The following is a 19,131-nucleotide window of genomic DNA, read 5'->3' as shown; positions in this document are numbered from 1 at the left end:
GCCTACAACGGCGCCGCGCTCTCGCCCTGCGCGCTCGACAGCTTCGAGGCCAGCGAGGCGATGACGATGACCACCGCGATCAAGGCGATCACCAGCGTGCAGATCGCGTTGATCTCGGGCTTCACACCGAGCCGCACCTCCGAATAGATCCGGATCGGCAAGGTCGCCGAGCCGGGGCCGGTGGTGAAGCTCGCGATGACGAGATCGTCGAGCGACAGCGTGAAGGCCAGCATCCAACCGGCGACGATCGCGGGCGCAATCAGCGGCAAGGTCACCGCGACGAACGCGCGGACCGGGTCGCAGCCAAGGTCCATCGCGGCCTCTTCCAGCGAGCGATCGAGCGAGCCGAGGCGCGACTGCACGACCACGGCAACGAAGCACATCGTCAGCGTGGTATGCGCAATGGTCACGGTCCAGAAGCCGCGCTCGGCGTTCAGCGCCACGAACAGCAGCAGCAGCGACAATCCGGTGATCACCTCCGGCATCACCAGCGGCGCATAGAGCATGCCGGAAAACAGCGTCCGGCCACGAAACCGTTCGCCGCGGGACAACGCCACCGCCGCGAGCGTGCCGAGCAGCGTGGCGATGCTGGCGGAGGAGACCGCGACCCGCAGGCTCATCCAGGCCGCCTCGATCATGGCGCGGTCGTTGAAGAATTCGTGATACCAGCGCAGCGACCAGCCGCCCCACACCGTGACCAGCCGCGAGGCGTTGAAGGAATAAATGACGAGGATGAGGATCGGCAGATAAAGGAACGCCAGCCCCAGCGCGAGCGAGGCGATGTTGAAGCGGGAGAGGCGGAAGACCTTGCGCATCGCCTCACCGCCCCTGTTCGAGCTGTCGCTTCTGCAGCCGCTCGTACAGCAACAGCGGCACCAGCAGCACCGCCAGCAGCACGATGGCCGCCGCGGACGCCACCGGCCAGTCCTTGTTGGTGAAGAATTCGAGCCAGAGGGTCTGGCCGATCATGAGCGAGTTGGAGCCGGCCAGCAGGTCCGGAATGACGAATTCGCCGACGATGGGAATGAAGCACAGCAGCACACCGGCGCCGACACCGGGCAGCGACAATGGGAAGGTGACGAGCCAGAACACCTGCCAGGGCGGCGCGCCGAGGTCACCGGCCGCCTCCTCCAGCGCCGGCTCCATCTTGGCGAGCGTGGCGTAGAGCGGCAGGATCATGAACGGCAAATAGGAATAGACGATGCCGATATACATCGCAGTGTCGGTGGAGAGCCACACCACGGGCTGGCCGACCAGATGGAGCGTCAGCAGGATCTGGTTGAGCAGGCCGTCGTGCTGGAGGATGTTGATCCAGGCATAGATCCGGATCAGGAACGAGGTCCAGAACGGCACGATCACCAGCACCATCGCCACCGCCTGCCAGTTCTTCGGCAGCCGCGCCATGCCATAGGCGACGGGATAGCCGATCAGCAGCAACAGCGCAGTCGCCGTGACGGCGACGGTGAGGCTGCGCACATATGCGAACACATAGAGGTCGTCGGAAATCAGCAGCCTGAAATTGTCGATCGACAAGGCGGCAAGGGCCGTCTTCAGCGCGTCCCATCCCGCCGTCAGGTCGAACACGGGTTCGTATGGCGGCTGCGCGATCGCCGTCTGCGACAGGCTGATCTTCAGCACGAAGGCGAACGGCACCAGGAAGAACAGCACCATCCAGACATAGGGCGCGATGGCGGAAAACCGCGCGGGACGCGCGAAGATGCGGCGGGCGCTCATGATGGCAGCACCACGCAATCGTCCGGAGAGAACCAGGCGACGACATGCTGGTTCAGGCTGTAGGCATCGACGTCGATACGCGCGCTGTTGACGACGGAGGCCTGCACCATCCCACCGGTGTCGAGCTTCACCTTGTAGGTGGTGGTGCCGCCGAGATAGCAGATGTCGGCGATCACGCCGTCGAGAACGTTGATCGCGGTTTCACGGCCGGCCTCGCTCACCGGGCCCCGGCGCGACAGCTTGATCTTCTCGGGCCGAACCGCGATCGAGAACTTTCCAGCACCGAGCGGCTCGCGCGGCTCAGCGACCACCAGCGGTCCCGCATCACGGGTGCCGACGACCAGACGATGCCCGTCGCGCAATTTTGACTCGCCGTCGAACAGATTGATGTCGCCGACGAATTCCGCGATCCAGCGCGACCGCGGCGCCTCGTAGAGCTCGCGCGGCGCAGCGACCTGGGCAAGCTTGCCTGATTTCATCACGCCGATCCGGCTCGCCATCGTCATCGCCTCTTCCTGGTCGTGGGTGACGATGATGAAGGTCGTGCCGAGCCTGCGCTGCAGCTCCATCAGCTCGGCCTGGGTGCTTTCGCGCAGTTTCTTGTCGAGCGCCGCAAGCGGCTCGTCGAGCAGCAGGAGCTGCGGCCGCCGCGCCAGGGCACGCGCGAGCGCAACGCGCTGGCGCTGGCCGCCGGAGAGCTGATCGGGCTTGCGCTTCTCCAGCCCTTCGAGCTTCACCAGCGCGACCATCTCGGCTACTCGCGTGGCGATGTCGGCACGCGCCATGCCGGCGCGCTTAAGGCCGAAGGCGATGTTGTCGCGCACCGACAGATGCGGAAACAGCGCGTAGTTCTGAAACATCATGTTGATGGGACGCTCGTGCGGCAGCGCCTGCGCGATGTCTCTGCCGCCGAGCAGAATGCGCCCTTCGTCCGGCGCCTCGAAACCGGCGAGCATGCGCAGCAGCGTGGTCTTGCCGCAGCCGCTCGGCCCGAGCAGCGCGAAGAACTCGCCGGCCTTGATGTCGAGCGACACGCCGTCCACGGCCCGAAACGTCCCGAAGGTCTTGGCGACGCCCTCTATGCGCAGCAGCGGCTGACCCGCGGCGGGAAGCACGTCTCCCGCGGCCGCGTCGGCCGCGCCATCCGTTCTGAGCCACTCGTCCGTCATGTTCCCTGCCACCCCGATTCCGGCGCACGCTAGCCGCCGATCGGGCTTTGCTCAACCATGTCGCGCTGGCTCGTTCCAAATTGGCCTTCATGCCGGACACCAAAAAGCGTATGCTGACAGGCATGACCAAGTTGCTGGACCAGGCCCTGGAGATCGCACGCAGTCTGCCGGCGGACGCGCAGGACGATATTGCCCGAATCGTCCTGCAACTCGCCGGCGCGGAAGCATCTGCTCCCGTCATCCTCTCGGAGGATGAGAGGTCGGCGATTGCCGCATCCAAGGAGGCGTCCAAGCGAGGCGAATTCGCAACCGAAGCTCAAGTCCGCGCGACCTGGGCCAAGCACGGCCTGTGAAACTCCGCTATACGCTCCCGGCCCTCGCCGACCTCGATTCTATCCTGACCTACGTTGCCGAAGCGTCGCCTCGGGGAGCGGCGCGCGTCCAGCAGCGCATTCAGCACGTGATTGATCTGTTGCTGACGCATCCCGAAATCGGCCTGCGAACCGATGATCCGGACATTCGTAGGCTGACCACGACGCCCTACCCATTTCTCGTCTTCTACGAGATTGGGAACGAGGAGATCATCATCCATGCCATCCGTCATGGAGCTCGCGATCCCGGCGGGATGCCCGGCTCGCACGGCTCGATCTAGTTCACGCCCGCCATGAACGCCGCCAGCGCGTCACGGTCGGCCGCCGGCATGGTCAAGCCGAGCTTGGAGCGGCGCCACAGGATGTCTTCCGGAAAGCGCGCCCATTCGCGGGTCATGAGATAGCGCACCTCGGCGCCGGTGAGCTCGGGACCGAAAGCTGGGCCGAGCTCCTCACGGGTCTTGGCCTCGCCCAGCACGGCCGGCAGGCGCGAGCCATAGGCGGCAACCAGGCGCTGGGCCTGCGCTTCGGAGAGAAAACGCCAGCGGTCGCGTGCAAGATCGACTTCGGTGTCGAAGCGATCCCAGGCGAAATCTCCACCCGGCAGCGCCGCGCCCGCGGTCCAGCGCGGCGACATCGGATAGAACGGCGTCAGCTTCGTCACCGCCCGCTCCGCGCGCAGACGCGAGGTGGTGACGTCGCCACCGAACATCGTGATCAGCGGCGCCTTGCGCCGGCGCGCATGGAACAAGGTCGTGCCGTCACCTCGCCGTGCGGCCGTCGGCGTCAAATTGACGCCGGAGACCGTGCGGACCACGTCCGTCGGAGCGACACGCTCGCGGAAATAGCGGCTGGCCGCCTCGCAGAGATAGCTGACGTCGGCCCCTCGCATCGCCACGATGGCGGGATCGCCGGTGAAGTCATGCGTGACCGTGCCGATCAGCGTGAATTCCCGCTCGAAAGGGGAGGCGAAGATCAGGCGTCCGTCATTGTTCTGGAAGACATAGACGTTGTCCGAATCGAACAGCCTGGGGACGATGATCTGGCTCATCTGCATCGCCGCCGCAGGGGACTGCGGCTGACGCAGCACCGTCTCCGCGACCATCGACGCCCACGCGCCAGTGGTGTTGGCCAGCGCCCTCGCCGTGATCGTGCGGCGATGGCCGCGATCGACCACCGCGAGCCGCCAGATGTCGGTTTGATCGGCAAGCACGCAGCGCGCACCGGTCCGGATCGCAGCGCCGCGTTCGGCGGCATCCAGTGCCGTGAGCACGACCAGACGGGAATCGTCGACGACGCAGTCCGAATATTCGAAGGCGGTGCCGAACGGGCGCTTCAGCGCGTTGCCGACCGGATGATGGGTGATATCGAGGGTCGCCGATGGTGGCAGGCCGCCCCGACTCGTGAGGGCGTCGTAGACATACAGACCGGCCCGCAACAGCCAGGGCGGACGCTCGTCGGAATGCGCGGGGATCACGAAGCGCATCGGCCGAACCAGATGCGGCGCGATCCGCAGCCAGACCCGGCGCTCGGCCAGCGCCCCGCGGACGCGCCGGAACCTGCGTCGCTCCAGCACCGACAAGTCGCCGTGGATCAGCCGCGGCGTCGCCGAGGACGCCGCACCACCGAGATCGCCCTGCTCCAAAAGGATGACCCGCAGACCGCGACCCGCCGCATCACGCGCGAGGCTGACACCGTTCAGGCCGCCACCGATGATCGCGAGGTCGTAATCCGCCATGAAGCCGTCGAGAAGGAGCGAAGCGCCCCTTCATCTCTAGAGCCATTTCCGTTCCGATGAAATCGGAACGGGGCTCTGGTTCATAGTCTTACGCGTTTTCCTGACGCGAAGTGGTGTCCGCTTCGCCCGAAAACGCTTCTAGCCGGTCTTGAGCGCAAGCTCGATGACCTCAGTGCGGCCGACGAGCCCGGCATATTTCCCGATCGGCAAGGGCTTGCCGAGCAGATAGCCCTGCACGCCGTCGCAGCCCTCCTTGGCCAGGAAGGCGAGTTGCTCGATCGTCTCGACGCCCTCGGCAATGATCGACATGTCGAGACCGTGGCCGAGATCGATGACGGCACGGACGATCGCGGCCGATTGCGGGTTGCGGCCGAGATTGATGATGAAGGCGCGGTCGATCTTGATCTTGTCGAACGGGAACGCCTGGAGATAGCTCAGCGAAGAGTAGCCGCTGCCGAAATCGTCCATGGAGATGCGCACGCCGAGCGCCTTGAGGCGGCGCAGCAGCGCAAGGCCCCGGTCGAAATCCTCGATCAGCACGCCCTCGGTAATTTCCAGCTCGAGCCGGCCGGGTGCAAGGCCGGTCTCGAGCAGGATCGAATGGACCAGGCCGACCACGTCGCCGTGCATGAACTGCGCCGGCGACAGATTGACCGCGACCTGGAGCTGCTTCGGCCAGGACGCCGCCTCGCGGCAGGCCTCGCGCAGGATCCACTCGCCCATCTCGACGATCAGGCCGCTCTCTTCGGCGATCGGGATGAATTCGGCCGGCGAGACCTGGCCGCGCACCGGATGCTGCCAGCGCGCCAGCGCCTCGAAGCCGATGATCTCGCTCTCGGCGACGCTGTGGCCCGCGGCCCCCTGCGGCTGGAAGGCGAGCGAGAGCTCGCCGTTCTTGATCGCCATCGACAAATCCTGATGCAGCACGCGGCGATCGCGGATCTGCTGGTCCATCTCGGGCTGGTACAGGCTGATCGTGCCGCGGGACTTCTGCTTGGCGCGGAACAGCGCCGCGCCGGCATTGGCGAGCAGCGAGGCGCCATCGCTGCCATTGTGCGGGAAGATCGCCATGCCGGTGGTGGCGCCGGCGCGGACCGCCCGGCCGTCGATCTGGAATTCCCTCGCGACCGCTTCGCCAAGCTGCTGCGCCAGCGCAAGGCCCGCGTCCGGCTGCTTGCCGTCGATGATGAGGCCGAATTCGTCGCCGGACAGCCGCGCCACCACGCCACCGCGGGCGGAGTCCTGAAGCCGCTGGGCCACCTCGATCAGGAGCTTGTCGCCGAGCGCATGGCCAAAGACGTCGTTGACCTCCTTGAGGCCGTCGAGATCGACGCAGAGGACGGCGAACTCCTCGCCGGTGCCTTCGCAGGCCTCGATCATCTGGGTCAGAGCCTGCAGGAAGGCGGCCCGGTTCGGCAAATCGGTGAGGCCGTCGTGATAGGCCATGTGCGCCATGCGCGACTCGGTCTGCCGGCGATCGGTGACGTCCTCGTGGGTCTTGATCAGATATTGCGGCTCGCCGGCCTCGCCGAGCACCGTGGCGCGGCGGGTCAGAAACAGCCGCAGCCCGTCCTTGGTGGAGATCGGATGCTCCTCGGTGATCATCCCGCGTTTCTTGATCGCGGCCTCGTCGCGCGCGATGATCAGCTTGGCTTCCTTGGGATTGAAGATGTCGGACGCGGTCAGGCCCGTGGCCTCCTCGCGGCGGCGGTTGAGAATCGTCTCCGCGCTGCGATTGGCGAGCAGGTAGCGGCCGTCCTTGACCTGCTCGACGATCAGCGCCACCGGAATGTTGTCGACCACCAGTTCGAGGAACTTCTTGGCGCTCTCCAGCTCCTTCGACAGCGAGCGGCGGTCGGTGATGTCCTCGAACACCAGCATCAGGAATTCGGGCTTGTTGTTCTCGTTGCGGACCACGATCCGGACCGAGGCGACCATGCGCCGCTCGCCGCCGCGATCGACCTCGAATTCGTTGCGGAATTGGCCGTCCGTTGAATCCAGCGCCGCCCGGTCGGTCGCCTCGATGGTATCGGCCGAGGCGGCCCCGAACAGCTCGCGCGCATTCTTGCCGACGACGTGATCGCGCGAGAAGCCCCAGAACCGCTCATAGGCGCTGTTGGCGAAGATATAGCGGCCGTCCTCGATGTTCTTGGCGGCGACGCAGGCCGGCACGTTGTCCAGCACCGTTTCGAGGAACTGCTTGGTCGAGGCGAGTTGCCGCGACAGCCGGCGCTGCTCGCTGACGTCGAGATGCGTCGCCACCGAGCCGCCGTTCGGCAGCACGAAATATTTCACCAGGATGGCCCGTCCGTCCGGCAGCTCGGTGATCAGGCCGTTGGTGCTCGCCGCCTTGTCGTAGAACTCGTCGTCGGAAACGCCGAGCACCCCGCGCTTGCGGCGCAGCTCGAGCAGCTCATAGCCGTCCATGTTGGCCCAGATATCCGACCGGGTCAGGCCGTAGATCTCGAGATAGCGGTCGTTGCAGAAGATGATGCGGCGCTGCGCATCCGTCATCACCACGCCCTGGTTGAGATTGTTCATGGCGGAGGAGACGAAGGCGTTGCGCCGCAACTGCAAACGCCTGGTCCGGCGCAGCGACGAATGGATCCACAGCGCGATCGCGGCGAGGAACGCGCAAACGACGATGCCCGCGATCAGGACCTCCCAGACCACGTTGGGATCCAGCTGGCCGAGATAGCTCGGCGCGGCAAGACTGTCCGACAGCGCGAAGGCGCGCGCGGGCGCAACCGTGCCGGCCAGGCACACAACGGCCTGCACAGCAATCGGAAGCGTGCTGCCCTCGTGCCAGTTCTTCTCAGCCATCAGCCACCCGCGATTTCAACGTCGGATTGTCTGGCTTCACGGGTTTGGATCGGGTAAACGCCTGTACGCGCAACAGAAAAATGTGACGTGAAATACGGCAATTGCCCTGACATGATAAATTCTTCCTTAACGGAAAACGGCCCTGTGCCTCTCGTCCCAAGGCTGATGCCACCGGGGCTTCCAGCGGACATCCTGCACAACCATGGATAGGGTCGATTGCGTCGTCATCGGAGCCGGCGTGGTCGGGCTCGCGGTGGCCCGAAAGCTGGCGCAGGCCGGGCGCGAGGTCATCGTGATCGAGCAGGCCGAGGCGATCGGCACCATCACCTCCTCGCGCAACAGTGAGGTGATCCATGCCGGCATCTACTACCGCGCCGGGAGCTGGATGGCGCGCATGTGCGTCGACGGCAAGCACGCGCTCTACCGCTACTGTGCCGAGCGCGGCATCCCGCACAGGAATTGCGGCAAGCTGATCGTCGCGACGAACCCGAAAGAGACCGAGAAGCTGCAGTCGATCAAGGCGCATGCCGAAGCCAATGGCGTGCTCGACATGCAGCTGCTCGCGGGCGAGGCGGCACGCGCGCTCGAGCCGGCGCTCGCCTGCGACGCCGCGCTGCTGTCGCCGTCAACGGGGATCATCGACAGCCACGCCTATATGCTCTCGCTGCGCGGCGAAGCCGAGGCATCAGGCACGGCCTTCGCGTTTCACACCCCGCTGATCCGCGCCAAGACGGGAGGCGGCCTCATCGAGATCGAAGCCGGCGGCGAGGCGCCGATGACGCTGCAATGCAGCCTCCTCGTCAACGCCGCGGGGCTCTCGGCGACGGAAGTGGCGCGCAACATCGACGGCATGCCGCTGGACCGGATTCCGCCGGCCTATCTCGCCAAGGGCAATTACTTCAGCTGCAATGCCAAGGCGCCGTTCTCGCGCCTGATCTATCCGGTGCCTGAGCCCGGAGGGTTAGGCGTGCATCTGACGCTGGACATGGCAGGCCAAGCGCGCTTCGGCCCCGACGTCGAGTGGATCGAGACGATCAATTACGAAGTCGACCCGTCACGCGCCGAGCGCTTCTATCCGGCGATCCGCAAATACTGGCCGACACTGCCTGACGGCGCGCTGATGCCGAGCTATTCGGGAATCCGGCCGAAGATCGTACCGCCCGCAGTGGCGACGCAGGACTTCCTGATGCAGGGCCCGCGCGATCACGGCGTCGCAGGCCTGGTCAATCTGTTCGGCATCGAATCGCCGGGACTGACATCGTCGCTCGCGATCGCCGATCACGTCGTCGAGCTCGCAAACATCTAAACCGCGCAAACATCTTTGCGTGGTCCGCACCCAACAGCAGGGATGAGCGCATAGACTCTCATCCCTGCGTGATAGGGTGCGATCAACTCTACGCTGTTACGGGGGGTTACTAGTGGAGCGTGTCGCCGTGCCTCAGACGCTCGATCTGGTCCTTGACCATCAACTTCCGGCGCTTCAACTCAACAATTTGCAGGTCGTCTGTTGAAAGGTGCACGAGAGCTTCGTGCAATTCGTTTTCGAGAAGTTTGTGCTTCCGCTCCAATTCAACGAGATGTGCCTGAATTGTCATTCGAAACCTCCTCGGTAGGGTTGAACCTCAGGATTCGATCCGGACAACGAAGTCTACATCACCGATTCGTTCTGTCGATGGGTATCCGTCGTCGCAGCTTCATTTTTGAAAATTCATATGTAACGAAGCGTGAGTAAAGGAACCGCGCGGGAAAAATCCATGATATCAATGCGCTTGCGCAGCGCCGCAGAGATCAGCGGAAATATCTCGCTGGAGATCGGCGAACGATGGTCGCAGATCGCTTGCGGTCATGCCGCGCAAGGACGATAATTTCCACAGGGCATCCACAGCCCAGAGTCTCACGCCTATCGGTTTTCGGCCACCGCAGACATGACCAATGAAGACGAGCGTGAGCTCGAAGCCGAGCTCACCCGGTTGCAGCAGGAACACCGAGATCTCGATGCGGCGATCGATGCACTGCATCAATCGCCCGCCCCCGACCTATTGCGGTTGCAGCGGTTGAAGAAGCGCAAGCTGTTGTTGCGCGACCGCATCGCCTTCATCGAAGATCAGATCACCCCCGACATCATCGCCTGATCCGAGCCGGCGTTTCGCCGCGCTCATGAATCCGCTTGACTCCAAAAGAACAAAATAGGAACATTCGAGCATCCCAGGAAACGCTCAAGACCATTGGCAAGGACAACGCAGATGTCGGCAACTGCCCTTCTCGACAACAGCCATTATGAACAGGCCTGCGATCAGGCGATCGCGATGTGCGACGGCAATCTGCGCAGCACCATCAAGGCGCTGATCATGGCCAACGAATATCTGGAAGCCGAGCTGGAGGAATTGCAGGCGGCGATTTCCGCCGGCTGCATTCCGGACATTTCGCGCAGCAGGGTGCGGAGCAAGAGCAGCGCCGCCTGAACCGTCAGCCATCGGAGCCGACCATGCCCGACGTCACCTATTACGTTGCATTGCCCTTCCTGACCGACGAGGACGGATCGCCGGTCGCAGGTGCAGCCGAGGAATGCCAGACATCGACTGCCGCCCTGCGTCGTGCGGAAATGCTCGCGCACGGCGCCGGCCACATCGGCGCTGTCGCGTTCAGCCGCAGCGGCGATCCCCTGACCGGCGAGTTCGGAGACGCGAAATTGCTGCGGAAATTTGGCAACGTACCGCCGGACCTCAGCGCGCTTTAGCTGCTGACCAGCCTGATCCGCGGCTCGTGCCGCCGGTGCGCCTTGCGTACATACATGGCGGCGTCCGCCTCCTCCAAGGCGCGGCCGGCGTCGGACTGCGCCCCCAGCAGCGCGACGCCTGCGGAGGCGCCCGCGGTCACGTGCTGGCCGCGAAAGACAAAGGACAATTCGTCGACCGCCTGCTCAAAGGCAGCCGCCTTCGCCTTGGCGTCGGTCTCGCTGAGATTCCAGAGCAACAGCGCGAACTCGTCGCCGCCGAGCCGGCCGACCACATCGGAGGCACGAACCTGCCGCGTCAGCGTGGCGGCAATCGCCTTGAGCACCTCGTCGCCGGCTCCGTGACCGAACGAATCGTTGATCGGCTTCAACCGATCGACGTCGAGCACGATGAGCGCCCCACTGGCGCGGTAGCGCTTCATATAGGCGATGGCGCGCGCGAGCTCGCGCTCGAAGCCGCGCCGGTTGGGAATCTCGAGCAGGAAATCCGTGTCAGCCGCGGCCTCCAGTTCCGCGACCCGGCGCTGCGCCTGCTTGAGCTTTGTTCGCAGGTCCCGAATCGTCGTCCTGAAGGTCTCCTTGGCTCCATCATCGCCCGGCGCGCCGCGCCCCGGCGGCTTCGCTGAACGCCGGGTCGGTCGCTTGGAGTGGGCCTTGGATCGGCCGGCACTGGTCTTCCGGCCCTTTTTGGCCTTCGCAGCGCTTGCCCTTTTTAGTTTCTTCATGGGCATCCTGCTCAATGAAGGCTTGCGGGGATTCACCAAGACAGGATAGTGGATTCCCTTCTCCTTGCCACCGCCTTGCGAGCCGCCGGCCGGAACCGTTAATCTGGCCTATCCTTCTGTTTTTCGAGCACAATTAACGTCATGACCGCGCCGATCGCCATCATCATGGGAAGCCAGTCGGACTGGGACACGATGCGGCATGCCGCCGACACGCTTGCCGCGCTCGGCGTGGCCGCCGACACCCGCATCGTTTCGGCCCACCGCACCCCCGACCGGCTGTTTGCTTTCGCCAAGGGGGCCAAGGCCGCGGGCTACAAGGTCATCATCGCCGGCGCTGGCGGCGCTGCCCATCTGCCCGGCATGGCGGCGGCGCTGACGGAACTGCCGGTGTTCGGCGTTCCCGTCGAATCCAAGACGCTCAAGGGCCTCGATTCCCTGTATTCGATCGTCCAGATGCCCGCCGGCATTCCTGTCGGCACCCTCGCCATCGGCAAGGCCGGCGCGATCAACGCCGCACTGCTGGCAGCGTCAGTGCTGGCATTGTCCGACCCGGCCTTGTCCGATCGCCTCGCCGCCTGGCGCACAGCGCAGACCGAGGCCGTGGCCGAGCGTCCGGAGGACAAGGCGTGAGCGATGCAAAGCAGGTGAAGCTGAAGCCCGGCGACACCATCGGAATTCTCGGCGGCGGACAATTGGGGCGGATGCTGGCGATGGCCGCGGCACGGCTCGGCTTGCGCTGCCAGATATTCTCGCCCGATCCGGACTCGCCGGCCTTCGACGTCGTCTTGAATGCGACCTGCGCCGAATATGCCGATGTCGAAGCGCTCGAGCTGTTCGCGGGCGACGTCGACGTCATCACCTACGAATTCGAGAACGTACCCTCGGCCGCCGCAATGGTGCTGGACGCACGCCGCCCGGTGCTGCCCAACCGCAAGATCCTCGAGACCACCCAGGATCGTCTCGCCGAGAAGGATTTCGTCACCCGGCTCGGCATCGGCACCGCGGCCTATGCCGATGTCACCTCGGTCGCATCACTGCGCGAGGCCATCGTCAGGATCGGACTGCCGGCCGTGCTCAAGACCCGCCGCTTCGGCTATGACGGCAAGGGCCAGGCCATCATCCGCGAGGGCGACGACATCGCGAAAGTGTGGACGAGCCTCGCCACCAAATCCGCGATCCTGGAAGCCTTCGTGCCATATGAGCGCGAGATTTCCGTGGTCGCCGCGCGCTCGGCCACTGGCGAGGTCGAGTGTTTCGACGTCACCGAGAACGAGCACCGCGACCACATCCTGAAGATATCGCGCGCCCCCGCGCCGATCCCGGATTCGCTCGCCGAAGAGGCGCGCAGCATCGCCGGCAAGATCGCGAGCGCGCTCGACTATGTCGGCGTGCTCGCCGTCGAGATGTTCGTGCTGGCCAACGGCACCGGACCGAAGGTGCTGGTCAACGAGATCGCCCCGCGCGTGCACAATTCCGGGCACTGGACGCTCGACGGCGCCTCCGTCTCGCAGTTCGAGCAGCATATCCGCGCCATCGCCGGCTGGCCGCTCGGCAAGCCTGTGCGTCACGGTGAAATCGTCACCATGACCAATTTGATCGGCGACGAGATCAACGACTACGAAAAATGGCTGACCGTCCCCGGCGCCACGGTGCACATCTACGGCAAGGGCACGCCGCGCCCGGGCCGCAAGATGGGCCACGTCACCGAAGTCCGGCCGACGAAGGGCAAGTAGCGGGACCGCAGCGATTGCTGCGACCCCGCTGCGCGATGTTCTTTTGACGCGTTTTCCTGACGCGAAGCGGTATCTGCGTCGCTCGAAAACGCTGTCTACGCCGTCTTCGCGCCCGCGACGACGCCGGCCGGCTCCTCGCTGAGCCAGCGATAGATCACCCCGCCCAGCGCGCCCCCGATCAGCGGTGCGACCCAGAACAGCCACAGCTGTGCCGTCGCCCAGCCACCGACGAACAGCGCCGGGCCGGTGCTGCGCGCCGGGTTCACCGACGTGTTGGTGACGGGGATGCTGACCAGATGGATCATCACCAGCGCGAGCCCGATCGCGAGCGGTGCGAAGCCCGCGGGCGCACGGCCATGCGTGGCACCCATGATGATGAACAGGAACATCATGGTCATCACCACCTCGGTGAGGAAGCACACGATCATGCTGTACTGGCCCGGCGAATGCGCATCATAGCCGTTGGATGCGAAGCCTTTGCTGACGTCGAAGCCGGGAGCCCCGCTCGCGATGACATAGAGCAGCCCCGCGGCCACGATCGCGCCAGCTACCTGCGCGATCACATAGGGCAGGATCTGGCCGGCGGGAAAACGGCCGCCGGCAGCAAGCCCGACCGTGACCGCCGGGTTGAGATGGCAACCCGAGATATGGCCGATGGCATAGGCCATGGTGACGACGCTCAAGCCGAATGCGAGGGAAACGCCGACCAGGCCGATTCCGACCTGCGGAAAGCCGGCGGCGATCACCGCGCTCCCGCAACCTGCGAATGTGAGCCAAAATGTGCCGATGGCTTCGGCGGCGTATTTCTTGATGTCCATGTGTCGTCCCCTACTTTCAAAGTTTCCGGAACAAAGCTCCGGAAACGGCCCCACCCTTGGCGTCAAATCTCCCAAATCAGGGCCGCAGGGAGATATTTTGCCTCATTTAATGGCTGAACTTGGCCCGAATCCCCGCTTGACCGGTGGACATCCCCGGTTTTGTCTGATACATCCGCGCCCTCAAGGTTAAGGGCTTGCGCGTTTCGCCATCCCCTTCGTCTTACCAGAATTCAAATCCGATCCACCAAAGAGGATGCCGCGTGCAGGTTCTCGTTCGCGATAACAATGTCGATCAAGCCCTCAAGGCGCTGAAGAAGAAGATGCAGCGCGAGGGTATTTTCCGCGAGATGAAGCTCCGCGGTCACTACGAAAAGCCCTCCGAGAAGAAGGCCCGCGAAAAGGCCGAGGCCGTGCGCCGCGCGCGCAAGCTGGCCCGCAAGAAGCTGCAGCGCGAAGGCCTGCTGCCGATGAAGCCGAAGCCGGTGTTCGGCGCCGGTCCAGGCGGCGATCGTGGCGGTCGTAGCGGCCCGGGCGCAGGTCCGCGCGGACCGCGCTGATCGACCGACAGCATTTAGCAAGACTTCAGTTTCCGATGACGCGGGCCCCTGGCCCGCGTTATTGTTTATGAGCGGTGCCTTTCCGGGACGGGCACTACCGATGCGGCGTCAAAGCGCGATGAGACTAGGACAAATTATCATCGCGCTTTGTTTTGTTGTTTGAGCATGATCTCTTCGGAAAACCGCTTCACACTTTGCCGGATCATGCTCTAGCGCGAGCGAACCGTAGATGGCCTCCCCTTTCCCCGAGCGCGGCTTGGCCCGGCGACGCCAGATCTGGCAGCGGCCGTTGACGCTGGCTTTGACGGGGATTGCGCTGTGCGGCTGCTCCTTCGACCTGGGATCGCTGATGCCGGAGAAGGACAAGCCTCAGGAAGCACCCAAGGCGGCCGCACCCGCTGAGAGCGCAGTGAGCGCCGGCAACGTCACCGAAGCTCAGGCCCACACCGCAAAAGCCCAATCCCTGGCGAAGTCCGGCGAGACCGCGGCAGCGCTCGACGAGTTCAATCGCGCGGTCGGGCTCGATCCCTATAATGCGCAGGCGCTCTATGGCCGCGCTCTGATCTATCAGGGCAATAACCAGCACGATTTCGCCATCGCCGATTTCAGCGCTGCGAGCGGCCTCAACCCGCAGAAGGTCGAGCCGCTGCTCGGCCGCGCCATCAGCTATCTCGCGCTCGGCAAGGTCAAGGAGGCCACAGCCGATCTGGATGAGGCCTCCGAGGCCGATCCGCACAACGCGCAGGTCTGGACCACGCGGGGACAGGCTTATGAACGGCTGGGCGACAAGGCCAAGGCGGCGGCGTCCTACACCAGGGCTGTCTCGCTTCGCCCACGCGACGACGCCGCGCGCAGCGGCCTCGCCCGCGTCGGCGGCTGACGGCAGCGAACGCTCTTAATCCGGGGTGGAGTTCTTCGGCAGGACCGAGTGGAACATCGACTTCATGCCCGACAGCATCTCGTCGGCGACATTGGTCTTCTTCGGCCGCGGCAAGGAGGCGCCGGCGTCGGCACGCAGATCGAGCGGCGGCGCGATCACCGGCACGGGAATGTCAGCCGGCGGCGTCATCCGATTCGGATCGTCGTTGCCGACCGAGGCCGTGTAGGGCGGATTGGCCGACGAGGAGCCAGCGTTGCCATAGGCCTCGGATGAGGGCGTCGACACCGTGATCGGCGGCGGCAGCGGACGGACCGTAGCCGGCTCCATACTGATGACGCGCGGGGCCTCCGGCGCGCGTGCGGCCTCCCGCATGGCGGGCTCTGCCGGCTTCTCGGCTGCCTTGGTCTCGGCCGGCCGCAACTCGGCAGGCTTGGTTTCGGAAGATTTCGCCTCAGCCGATTTGCCCTCAGGCGATTTTCGCAGGCGCTCGATCGCGGCACGCACGAGGTCGTTGGCGTCGGCGGCAGGAGCCGCCGCAGCCGACGCCGAATTGGCCTCGACCACCGGAGCAGCGGGAGCGGTGGCGGCCGGGGTTGAGGTCGGCGTAGACTTGGCAGCCGCCTTCTCACGCGCCGACGGCTTGCCCCGCGGACTGGCCTCGGCCGGGGTGACATCCGCGGCCTTGTGCTCGACGGACGGCTGGTCGGCAGGCTTTTCAGCCGCCGGCTTATCCGTCACATGCTTCTCGAGAATGCCTTTGGCCTTGACGCCGGGCGCCGGGAGATTGGCCACATCGGCCGGCTTGCCGTCCTTGCCGGCTTCGGCGGGAGCCACGACGGCCGAAGGGGCATCAGCCGCCGGCTTGGCGTTGATGTAGTGGTTAACGATGTACGCCCCGATGATCGTCGCGAGCACCGAGGGGAAAATATCCGTCGAGATTTTAGCGAGGTATTTCAGCATTCCGGCCACTCCCCGCGCGATCTGATGCGGGAACTTTGGGGCATTGTAAGGGATCAACTGCGACGGATCGATGGCAAGTGTTAAGGCCGGACTTACGGCTTCAGCTCGATCTCAAGGAACACGATCTCGGTTGAGGTTTCGTTAAGTACGTCATGTTGGACGCCGGCCTTGCGGAAATAGGATTTCCCGGCCGCAAGCTGCGCCTTGGAACGCTCGCCGGTGGGCGCCACGATGGTCATCTCCCCCGCGACGAAGGGAACAATGACGTAGTCCATGCCGTGGGTGTGATGCCCGGTGGCGGCGCCGGGCGGAAGGCGCCATTCCGTCACCCGAACCTCCTCATTATCGACTTGAACCTCGGACTTGGCAGCAAGCATCGGAACTCCCCCTATCGCACCTCAGGGCACGAAGACCATGAACACGTAGACCGCAAATACCACCATATGGACCAGTCCGAACAGGACATTGGTCCTGCCCGTGCCGAAGGTCAGCATGCTCAGGAAGAAGGTCAGGAGCAGGAGCACGCTGCCCTGAGCGTTGAGGCCGAGCTCGAGCTCCTTGTCGAGCGCGTAGGTGGCGACGCCGACGGCCGGGATGGTCAGCCCGATGGTCGCCAGCGACGAGCCCAGCGCGAGGTTGATGCTCTTTTGGAGATCGTTCTTGCGGGCCGCCGCGACGGCCGCGAGACCTTCCGGCATCAGGATCAGGAGCGCGACCAGGAGCCCGGCAAAGGCCGGCGGCGCGCCGATCTTGGCGGCGACGGCGTCGACCACCAGCGAGAACTTCTTGGCGAGCAGCACGACCGCCAGCAGGGCAACCAGCAGCAGCATGGCGCTGAGCGCCAGCATCCTGCCCGACAGATATGCCTCGCCGCTCTCCCCCTCCGCCCGCTCGTGAACGAAGTAATCCTTGTGCAGGACGGTCTGGGTGTAGAGGAACACGGAGTACAGGGCGAGCGTGACCACGTCGACGAAACCGAGCTGAGCCGTCGAATAGACCGGCCCCGGCGTGCTGGTCGTGTAGTTCGGCATGATCAGGGTGATGGTCGCGAGCGCGAACAGGACGCTGAGATAGACGTTGGCGCCGGAGAGCTGAAAGCCCTGCTCGCGATAGCGCAGGCCGCCGATGAAGATGCAGAGCCCGACGAGGCCGTTGCAGACGATCATGACCACGGCGAACACGGTGTCACGCGCCAGTGCCGGCGCAGGCTTGTCGCCCAGCATGATCGTGGTGATCAGCGCCACCTCGATGATGGTCACCGAGAGCGTCAGCACCAGCGTGCCATAGGGTTCGCCGACCCGCTCCGCGATCACTTCGGCATGATGAACCGCGGCGAACACCGCGCCGAACAGGATGACCAGGAGGACGATGGCGAAGACGAGCCCACTCGGCGACAGCGTGAACACGTAATCCGTCGCGCTGACGGCTGCGAACAACAGCACGGCCAGCGCCGGGAAGATCCAGGATGACCGGGGCATCGGATTTTGGGCGCTCATCCACCGGATCCAATCATGTCAGCCGAGCAGTAGCAAATCGGCTGGCAGATTCAATGCCAGCGCAGGATCGGCGCCACCGGCAGCAGCGTCAGCAGCAGGAACAGCGGGATCAGCACGGCGCCGGCCCGCAGGAAATAGCCGAAGAAGCTCGGCATCTCGATGCCGTTCTCGCTGGCAATGCTGCTCACCATGAAGTTCGGCGCGTTGCCGATATAGGTGAGCGCGCCCATGTAGACCGCGCCCATGGAGATCGAGGCGAGCGTGCCCGACAGCTGATGCATCAGCACTTGCGGGTCGCCGCCGGCGAGCTCGAAGAACAGCAGATAGGTCGGCGCATTGTCGAGGAACGCGGACATCAGGCCGGTGAACCAGAAATAGGCGACCTCGCGCGGCGCACCATCCGGCCCCGTCACCGCCGACAACAGCCAGGCGAAGGCGCCGTCATGGCCGGCATTGAGCATGGCAATGACCGGGATGATGGCGACGAAGATGCCCGCGAACAGCTTTGCGACCTCGCGGATCGGCTCCCAGGTGAAGCCGTTGGCCTGCCTGTGCTCGTCGGGCGTCAGCCACACCGACAGCGCCGCGATGGCCAGCAGCGCCAGATTGCGCGCGATATCCTCCAGTTCGAACTTCGTTCCGAGAACGTCGAAGGCAATGCCGGGCTTCCACATCGCCGAGGCCAGCAAGGTCGCGACGATGGCGGCTATCAGCACGAGATTGACGAGGCCGCGGATGCGGACGGGCTTGCCGGGGCCGGCGTCGTCGAGCAAAGGCTCGCTGCGGAAGCGCCAGACGTCGACGGCGACGAAGATGGCAAGCAGCAATCCGGCCACGACCGCGGTCTGCAGCCAGATGGTCCGGGTGGTCCAGAAGAAGTCGACGCCGTGCAGGAAACCGACGAACAATGGGGGATCGCCGAGCGGGCTCAACGCGCCGCCGACATTGGCAACCAGGATGATGAAGAAGACGATGACATGAGCGTTGTGGCGCCGCGGCCGGTTGGCCCGGATCAGCGGACGAATCAGGATCATCGCGGCACCCGTGGTGCCGACGATGCTCGCACCCAGTGTGCCGAGCGCGAGGATGCCGGCATTGATCGCCGGCGTGGCCTTGATGTCGCCGGTGATGAGGATGCCGCCCGCCACGACATAGAGCGAGAACAGCAGCACGATGAAGCCGAGATATTCAGCGAGCAGAGCATGCACGAGCGCCGCCAGCGTCGCCGCGCCTCCGGCAAAAATCACCAGCGAGACCAGCGCCGCCAGCGACCAGGCGGCGGCGATCTTGCCGTAATGGTGGTGCCAGATCTTCGGAAACAACAGCGGCCCGAGCGCGATCGACAGCAACAGACCGGCAAAGGGCAGCGCATAGGGCCAGCGCATCGCCGCAC

General features: G+C 64.9%; 22 protein-coding genes. 10 read left to right on the top strand and 12 right to left on the bottom strand.

Translation table 11 applies throughout. The features are described from left to right. Positions 1-2: 2 nt before the first annotated feature. Genes SE92_RS28990 through SE92_RS28980 form a run of 3 tightly spaced genes read right to left on the bottom strand, consistent with a single transcriptional unit; the run spans position 3 to position 2,903 of the window. On the bottom strand, positions 3-815 hold the full coding sequence (locus tag SE92_RS28990) for an ABC transporter permease (protein ID WP_063201212.1): 813 nt from the start codon (positions 813-815) through the stop codon (positions 3-5). 4 nt (positions 816-819) lie between these two features. Beyond that, complete coding sequence (locus SE92_RS28985; protein ID WP_063201209.1) at positions 820-1,734, bottom strand: ABC transporter permease; 915 nt, start codon at positions 1,732-1,734, stop codon at positions 820-822. After that, a complete protein-coding gene (locus SE92_RS28980; protein ID WP_063201207.1) occupies positions 1,731-2,903 on the bottom strand; it encodes an ABC transporter ATP-binding protein in 1,173 nt (390 codons plus the stop codon). Before SE92_RS28980 ends, SE92_RS28985 begins: the two co-directional genes overlap by 4 nt. Positions 2,904-2,950: 47 nt before the next feature. Between SE92_RS28980 and SE92_RS28975 the strand changes: the two genes are divergently transcribed. Together SE92_RS28975 and SE92_RS28970 are read left to right on the top strand one after the other, a co-directional pair. Further along, positions 2,951-3,256 carry a hypothetical protein gene (locus SE92_RS28975; RefSeq protein WP_349510043.1) on the top strand — a complete coding sequence of 102 codons (306 nt, stop codon included), beginning with the start codon at positions 2,951-2,953 and terminating at the stop codon, positions 3,254-3,256. After that, positions 3,253-3,555, top strand: a complete 303-nt coding sequence (locus SE92_RS28970) for a type II toxin-antitoxin system RelE/ParE family toxin (RefSeq protein WP_063201205.1) — start codon at positions 3,253-3,255, stop codon at positions 3,553-3,555. The genes SE92_RS28975 and SE92_RS28970 overlap by 4 nt, the downstream gene beginning before the upstream one ends. Here SE92_RS28970 and SE92_RS28965 read toward each other — a convergent pair. Both SE92_RS28965 and SE92_RS28960 read right to left on the bottom strand, forming a co-directional pair. Beyond that, positions 3,552-5,012, bottom strand: a complete 1,461-nt coding sequence (locus SE92_RS28965; protein ID WP_063201201.1) for a glycerol-3-phosphate dehydrogenase — start codon at positions 5,010-5,012, stop codon at positions 3,552-3,554. The two genes, SE92_RS28970 and SE92_RS28965, sit on opposite strands and share 4 nt — an antisense overlap. A gap of 138 nt (positions 5,013-5,150) precedes the next feature. After that, on the bottom strand, positions 5,151-7,835 hold the full coding sequence (locus tag SE92_RS28960; protein WP_063201200.1) for a sensor domain-containing protein: 2,685 nt from the start codon (positions 7,833-7,835) through the stop codon (positions 5,151-5,153). 202 nt (positions 7,836-8,037) lie between these two features. On the opposite strand from SE92_RS28960, the gene SE92_RS28955 reads away from it, so the two are divergent. Further along, positions 8,038-9,141, top strand: coding sequence for an NAD(P)/FAD-dependent oxidoreductase (locus SE92_RS28955; protein WP_063201197.1), 1,104 nt, complete (start codon positions 8,038-8,040; stop codon positions 9,139-9,141). 109 nt (positions 9,142-9,250) lie between these two features. Here SE92_RS28955 and SE92_RS28950 read toward each other — a convergent pair whose 3' ends face one another. Continuing rightward, on the bottom strand, positions 9,251-9,430 hold the full coding sequence (locus SE92_RS28950; RefSeq protein WP_026201910.1) for a YdcH family protein: 180 nt from the start codon (positions 9,428-9,430) through the stop codon (positions 9,251-9,253). Positions 9,431-9,760: 330 nt separating this feature from the next. On the opposite strand from SE92_RS28950, the gene SE92_RS28945 reads away from it, so the two are divergent. The 3 genes from SE92_RS28945 to SE92_RS28935 all read left to right on the top strand — a co-directional run bounded on the left by SE92_RS28945 (position 9,761) and on the right by SE92_RS28935 (position 10,572). Then, a complete protein-coding gene (locus SE92_RS28945) occupies positions 9,761-9,967 on the top strand; it encodes a YdcH family protein (RefSeq protein ID WP_008546179.1) in 207 nt (68 codons plus the stop codon). Positions 9,968-10,078: 111 nt separating this feature from the next. Then, on the top strand, positions 10,079-10,297 hold the full coding sequence (locus tag SE92_RS28940; RefSeq protein ID WP_063201194.1) for a hypothetical protein: 219 nt from the start codon (positions 10,079-10,081) through the stop codon (positions 10,295-10,297). A gap of 23 nt (positions 10,298-10,320) precedes the next feature. Continuing rightward, complete coding sequence (locus SE92_RS28935) at positions 10,321-10,572, top strand: hypothetical protein (protein ID WP_063201191.1); 252 nt, start codon at positions 10,321-10,323, stop codon at positions 10,570-10,572. On the opposite strand, the gene SE92_RS28930 is transcribed toward SE92_RS28935, so the two are convergent. Then, positions 10,569-11,294: a GGDEF domain-containing protein gene (locus SE92_RS28930; protein ID WP_084251903.1), complete on the bottom strand. Its 726-nt coding sequence runs from the start codon at positions 11,292-11,294 to the stop codon at positions 10,569-10,571. The genes SE92_RS28935 and SE92_RS28930 overlap by 4 nt on opposite strands. A 141-nt stretch (positions 11,295-11,435) precedes the next feature. Between SE92_RS28930 and purE the strand changes: the two genes are divergently transcribed. Together purE and SE92_RS28920 are read left to right on the top strand one after the other, a co-directional pair. Then, the gene (purE, locus tag SE92_RS28925; RefSeq protein WP_063201186.1) at positions 11,436-11,924 is read left to right on the top strand and encodes a 5-(carboxyamino)imidazole ribonucleotide mutase; all 489 of its coding nucleotides are present in this window, start codon (positions 11,436-11,438) and stop codon (positions 11,922-11,924) included. Continuing rightward, positions 11,921-13,027 carry a 5-(carboxyamino)imidazole ribonucleotide synthase gene (locus SE92_RS28920; RefSeq protein WP_063201183.1) on the top strand — a complete coding sequence of 369 codons (1,107 nt, stop codon included), beginning with the start codon at positions 11,921-11,923 and terminating at the stop codon, positions 13,025-13,027. The genes purE and SE92_RS28920 overlap by 4 nt, the downstream gene beginning before the upstream one ends. A 95-nt stretch (positions 13,028-13,122) precedes the next feature. Here SE92_RS28920 and aqpZ read toward each other — a convergent pair whose 3' ends face one another. Further along, the gene (gene aqpZ, locus SE92_RS28915; RefSeq protein WP_063201180.1) at positions 13,123-13,845 is read right to left on the bottom strand and encodes an aquaporin Z; all 723 of its coding nucleotides are present in this window, start codon (positions 13,843-13,845) and stop codon (positions 13,123-13,125) included. Between the two features lie 260 nt (positions 13,846-14,105). Between aqpZ and rpsU the strand changes: the two genes are divergently transcribed. Then, the gene (gene rpsU, locus SE92_RS28910) at positions 14,106-14,402 is read left to right on the top strand and encodes a 30S ribosomal protein S21 (RefSeq protein ID WP_014492442.1); all 297 of its coding nucleotides are present in this window, start codon (positions 14,106-14,108) and stop codon (positions 14,400-14,402) included. 229 nt (positions 14,403-14,631) lie between these two features. After that, entirely contained in the window at positions 14,632-15,282 is a 651-nt protein-coding gene (locus SE92_RS28905; protein WP_063201177.1) for a tetratricopeptide repeat protein, read from the top strand. Between the two features lie 15 nt (positions 15,283-15,297). Here SE92_RS28905 and SE92_RS28900 read toward each other — a convergent pair whose 3' ends face one another. From SE92_RS28900 to SE92_RS28885, 4 genes are all read right to left on the bottom strand, one after another. After that, positions 15,298-16,242 carry a hypothetical protein gene (locus SE92_RS28900; protein ID WP_063201174.1) on the bottom strand — a complete coding sequence of 315 codons (945 nt, stop codon included), beginning with the start codon at positions 16,240-16,242 and terminating at the stop codon, positions 15,298-15,300. A gap of 92 nt (positions 16,243-16,334) precedes the next feature. Further along, on the bottom strand, positions 16,335-16,619 hold the full coding sequence (locus SE92_RS28895; RefSeq protein WP_063201171.1) for a cupin domain-containing protein: 285 nt from the start codon (positions 16,617-16,619) through the stop codon (positions 16,335-16,337). A gap of 21 nt (positions 16,620-16,640) precedes the next feature. Beyond that, entirely contained in the window at positions 16,641-17,738 is a 1,098-nt protein-coding gene (locus tag SE92_RS28890) for a calcium:cation antiporter (RefSeq protein WP_063201168.1), read from the bottom strand. A 50-nt stretch (positions 17,739-17,788) separates the two neighbouring features. Next, entirely contained in the window at positions 17,789-19,123 is a 1,335-nt protein-coding gene (locus SE92_RS28885; protein WP_063201165.1) for a sodium:proton antiporter, read from the bottom strand. Between the last annotated feature and the right edge of the window lie 8 nt (positions 19,124-19,131).

The organism is Bradyrhizobium sp. AT1 (genome assembly GCF_001590795.1).
In the GTDB taxonomy this organism is placed as follows: domain Bacteria; phylum Pseudomonadota; class Alphaproteobacteria; order Rhizobiales; family Xanthobacteraceae; genus Bradyrhizobium.
Note: the sequence above shows the minus strand (reverse complement) of the source record. Positions and strands in the feature narration are given on the sequence as shown.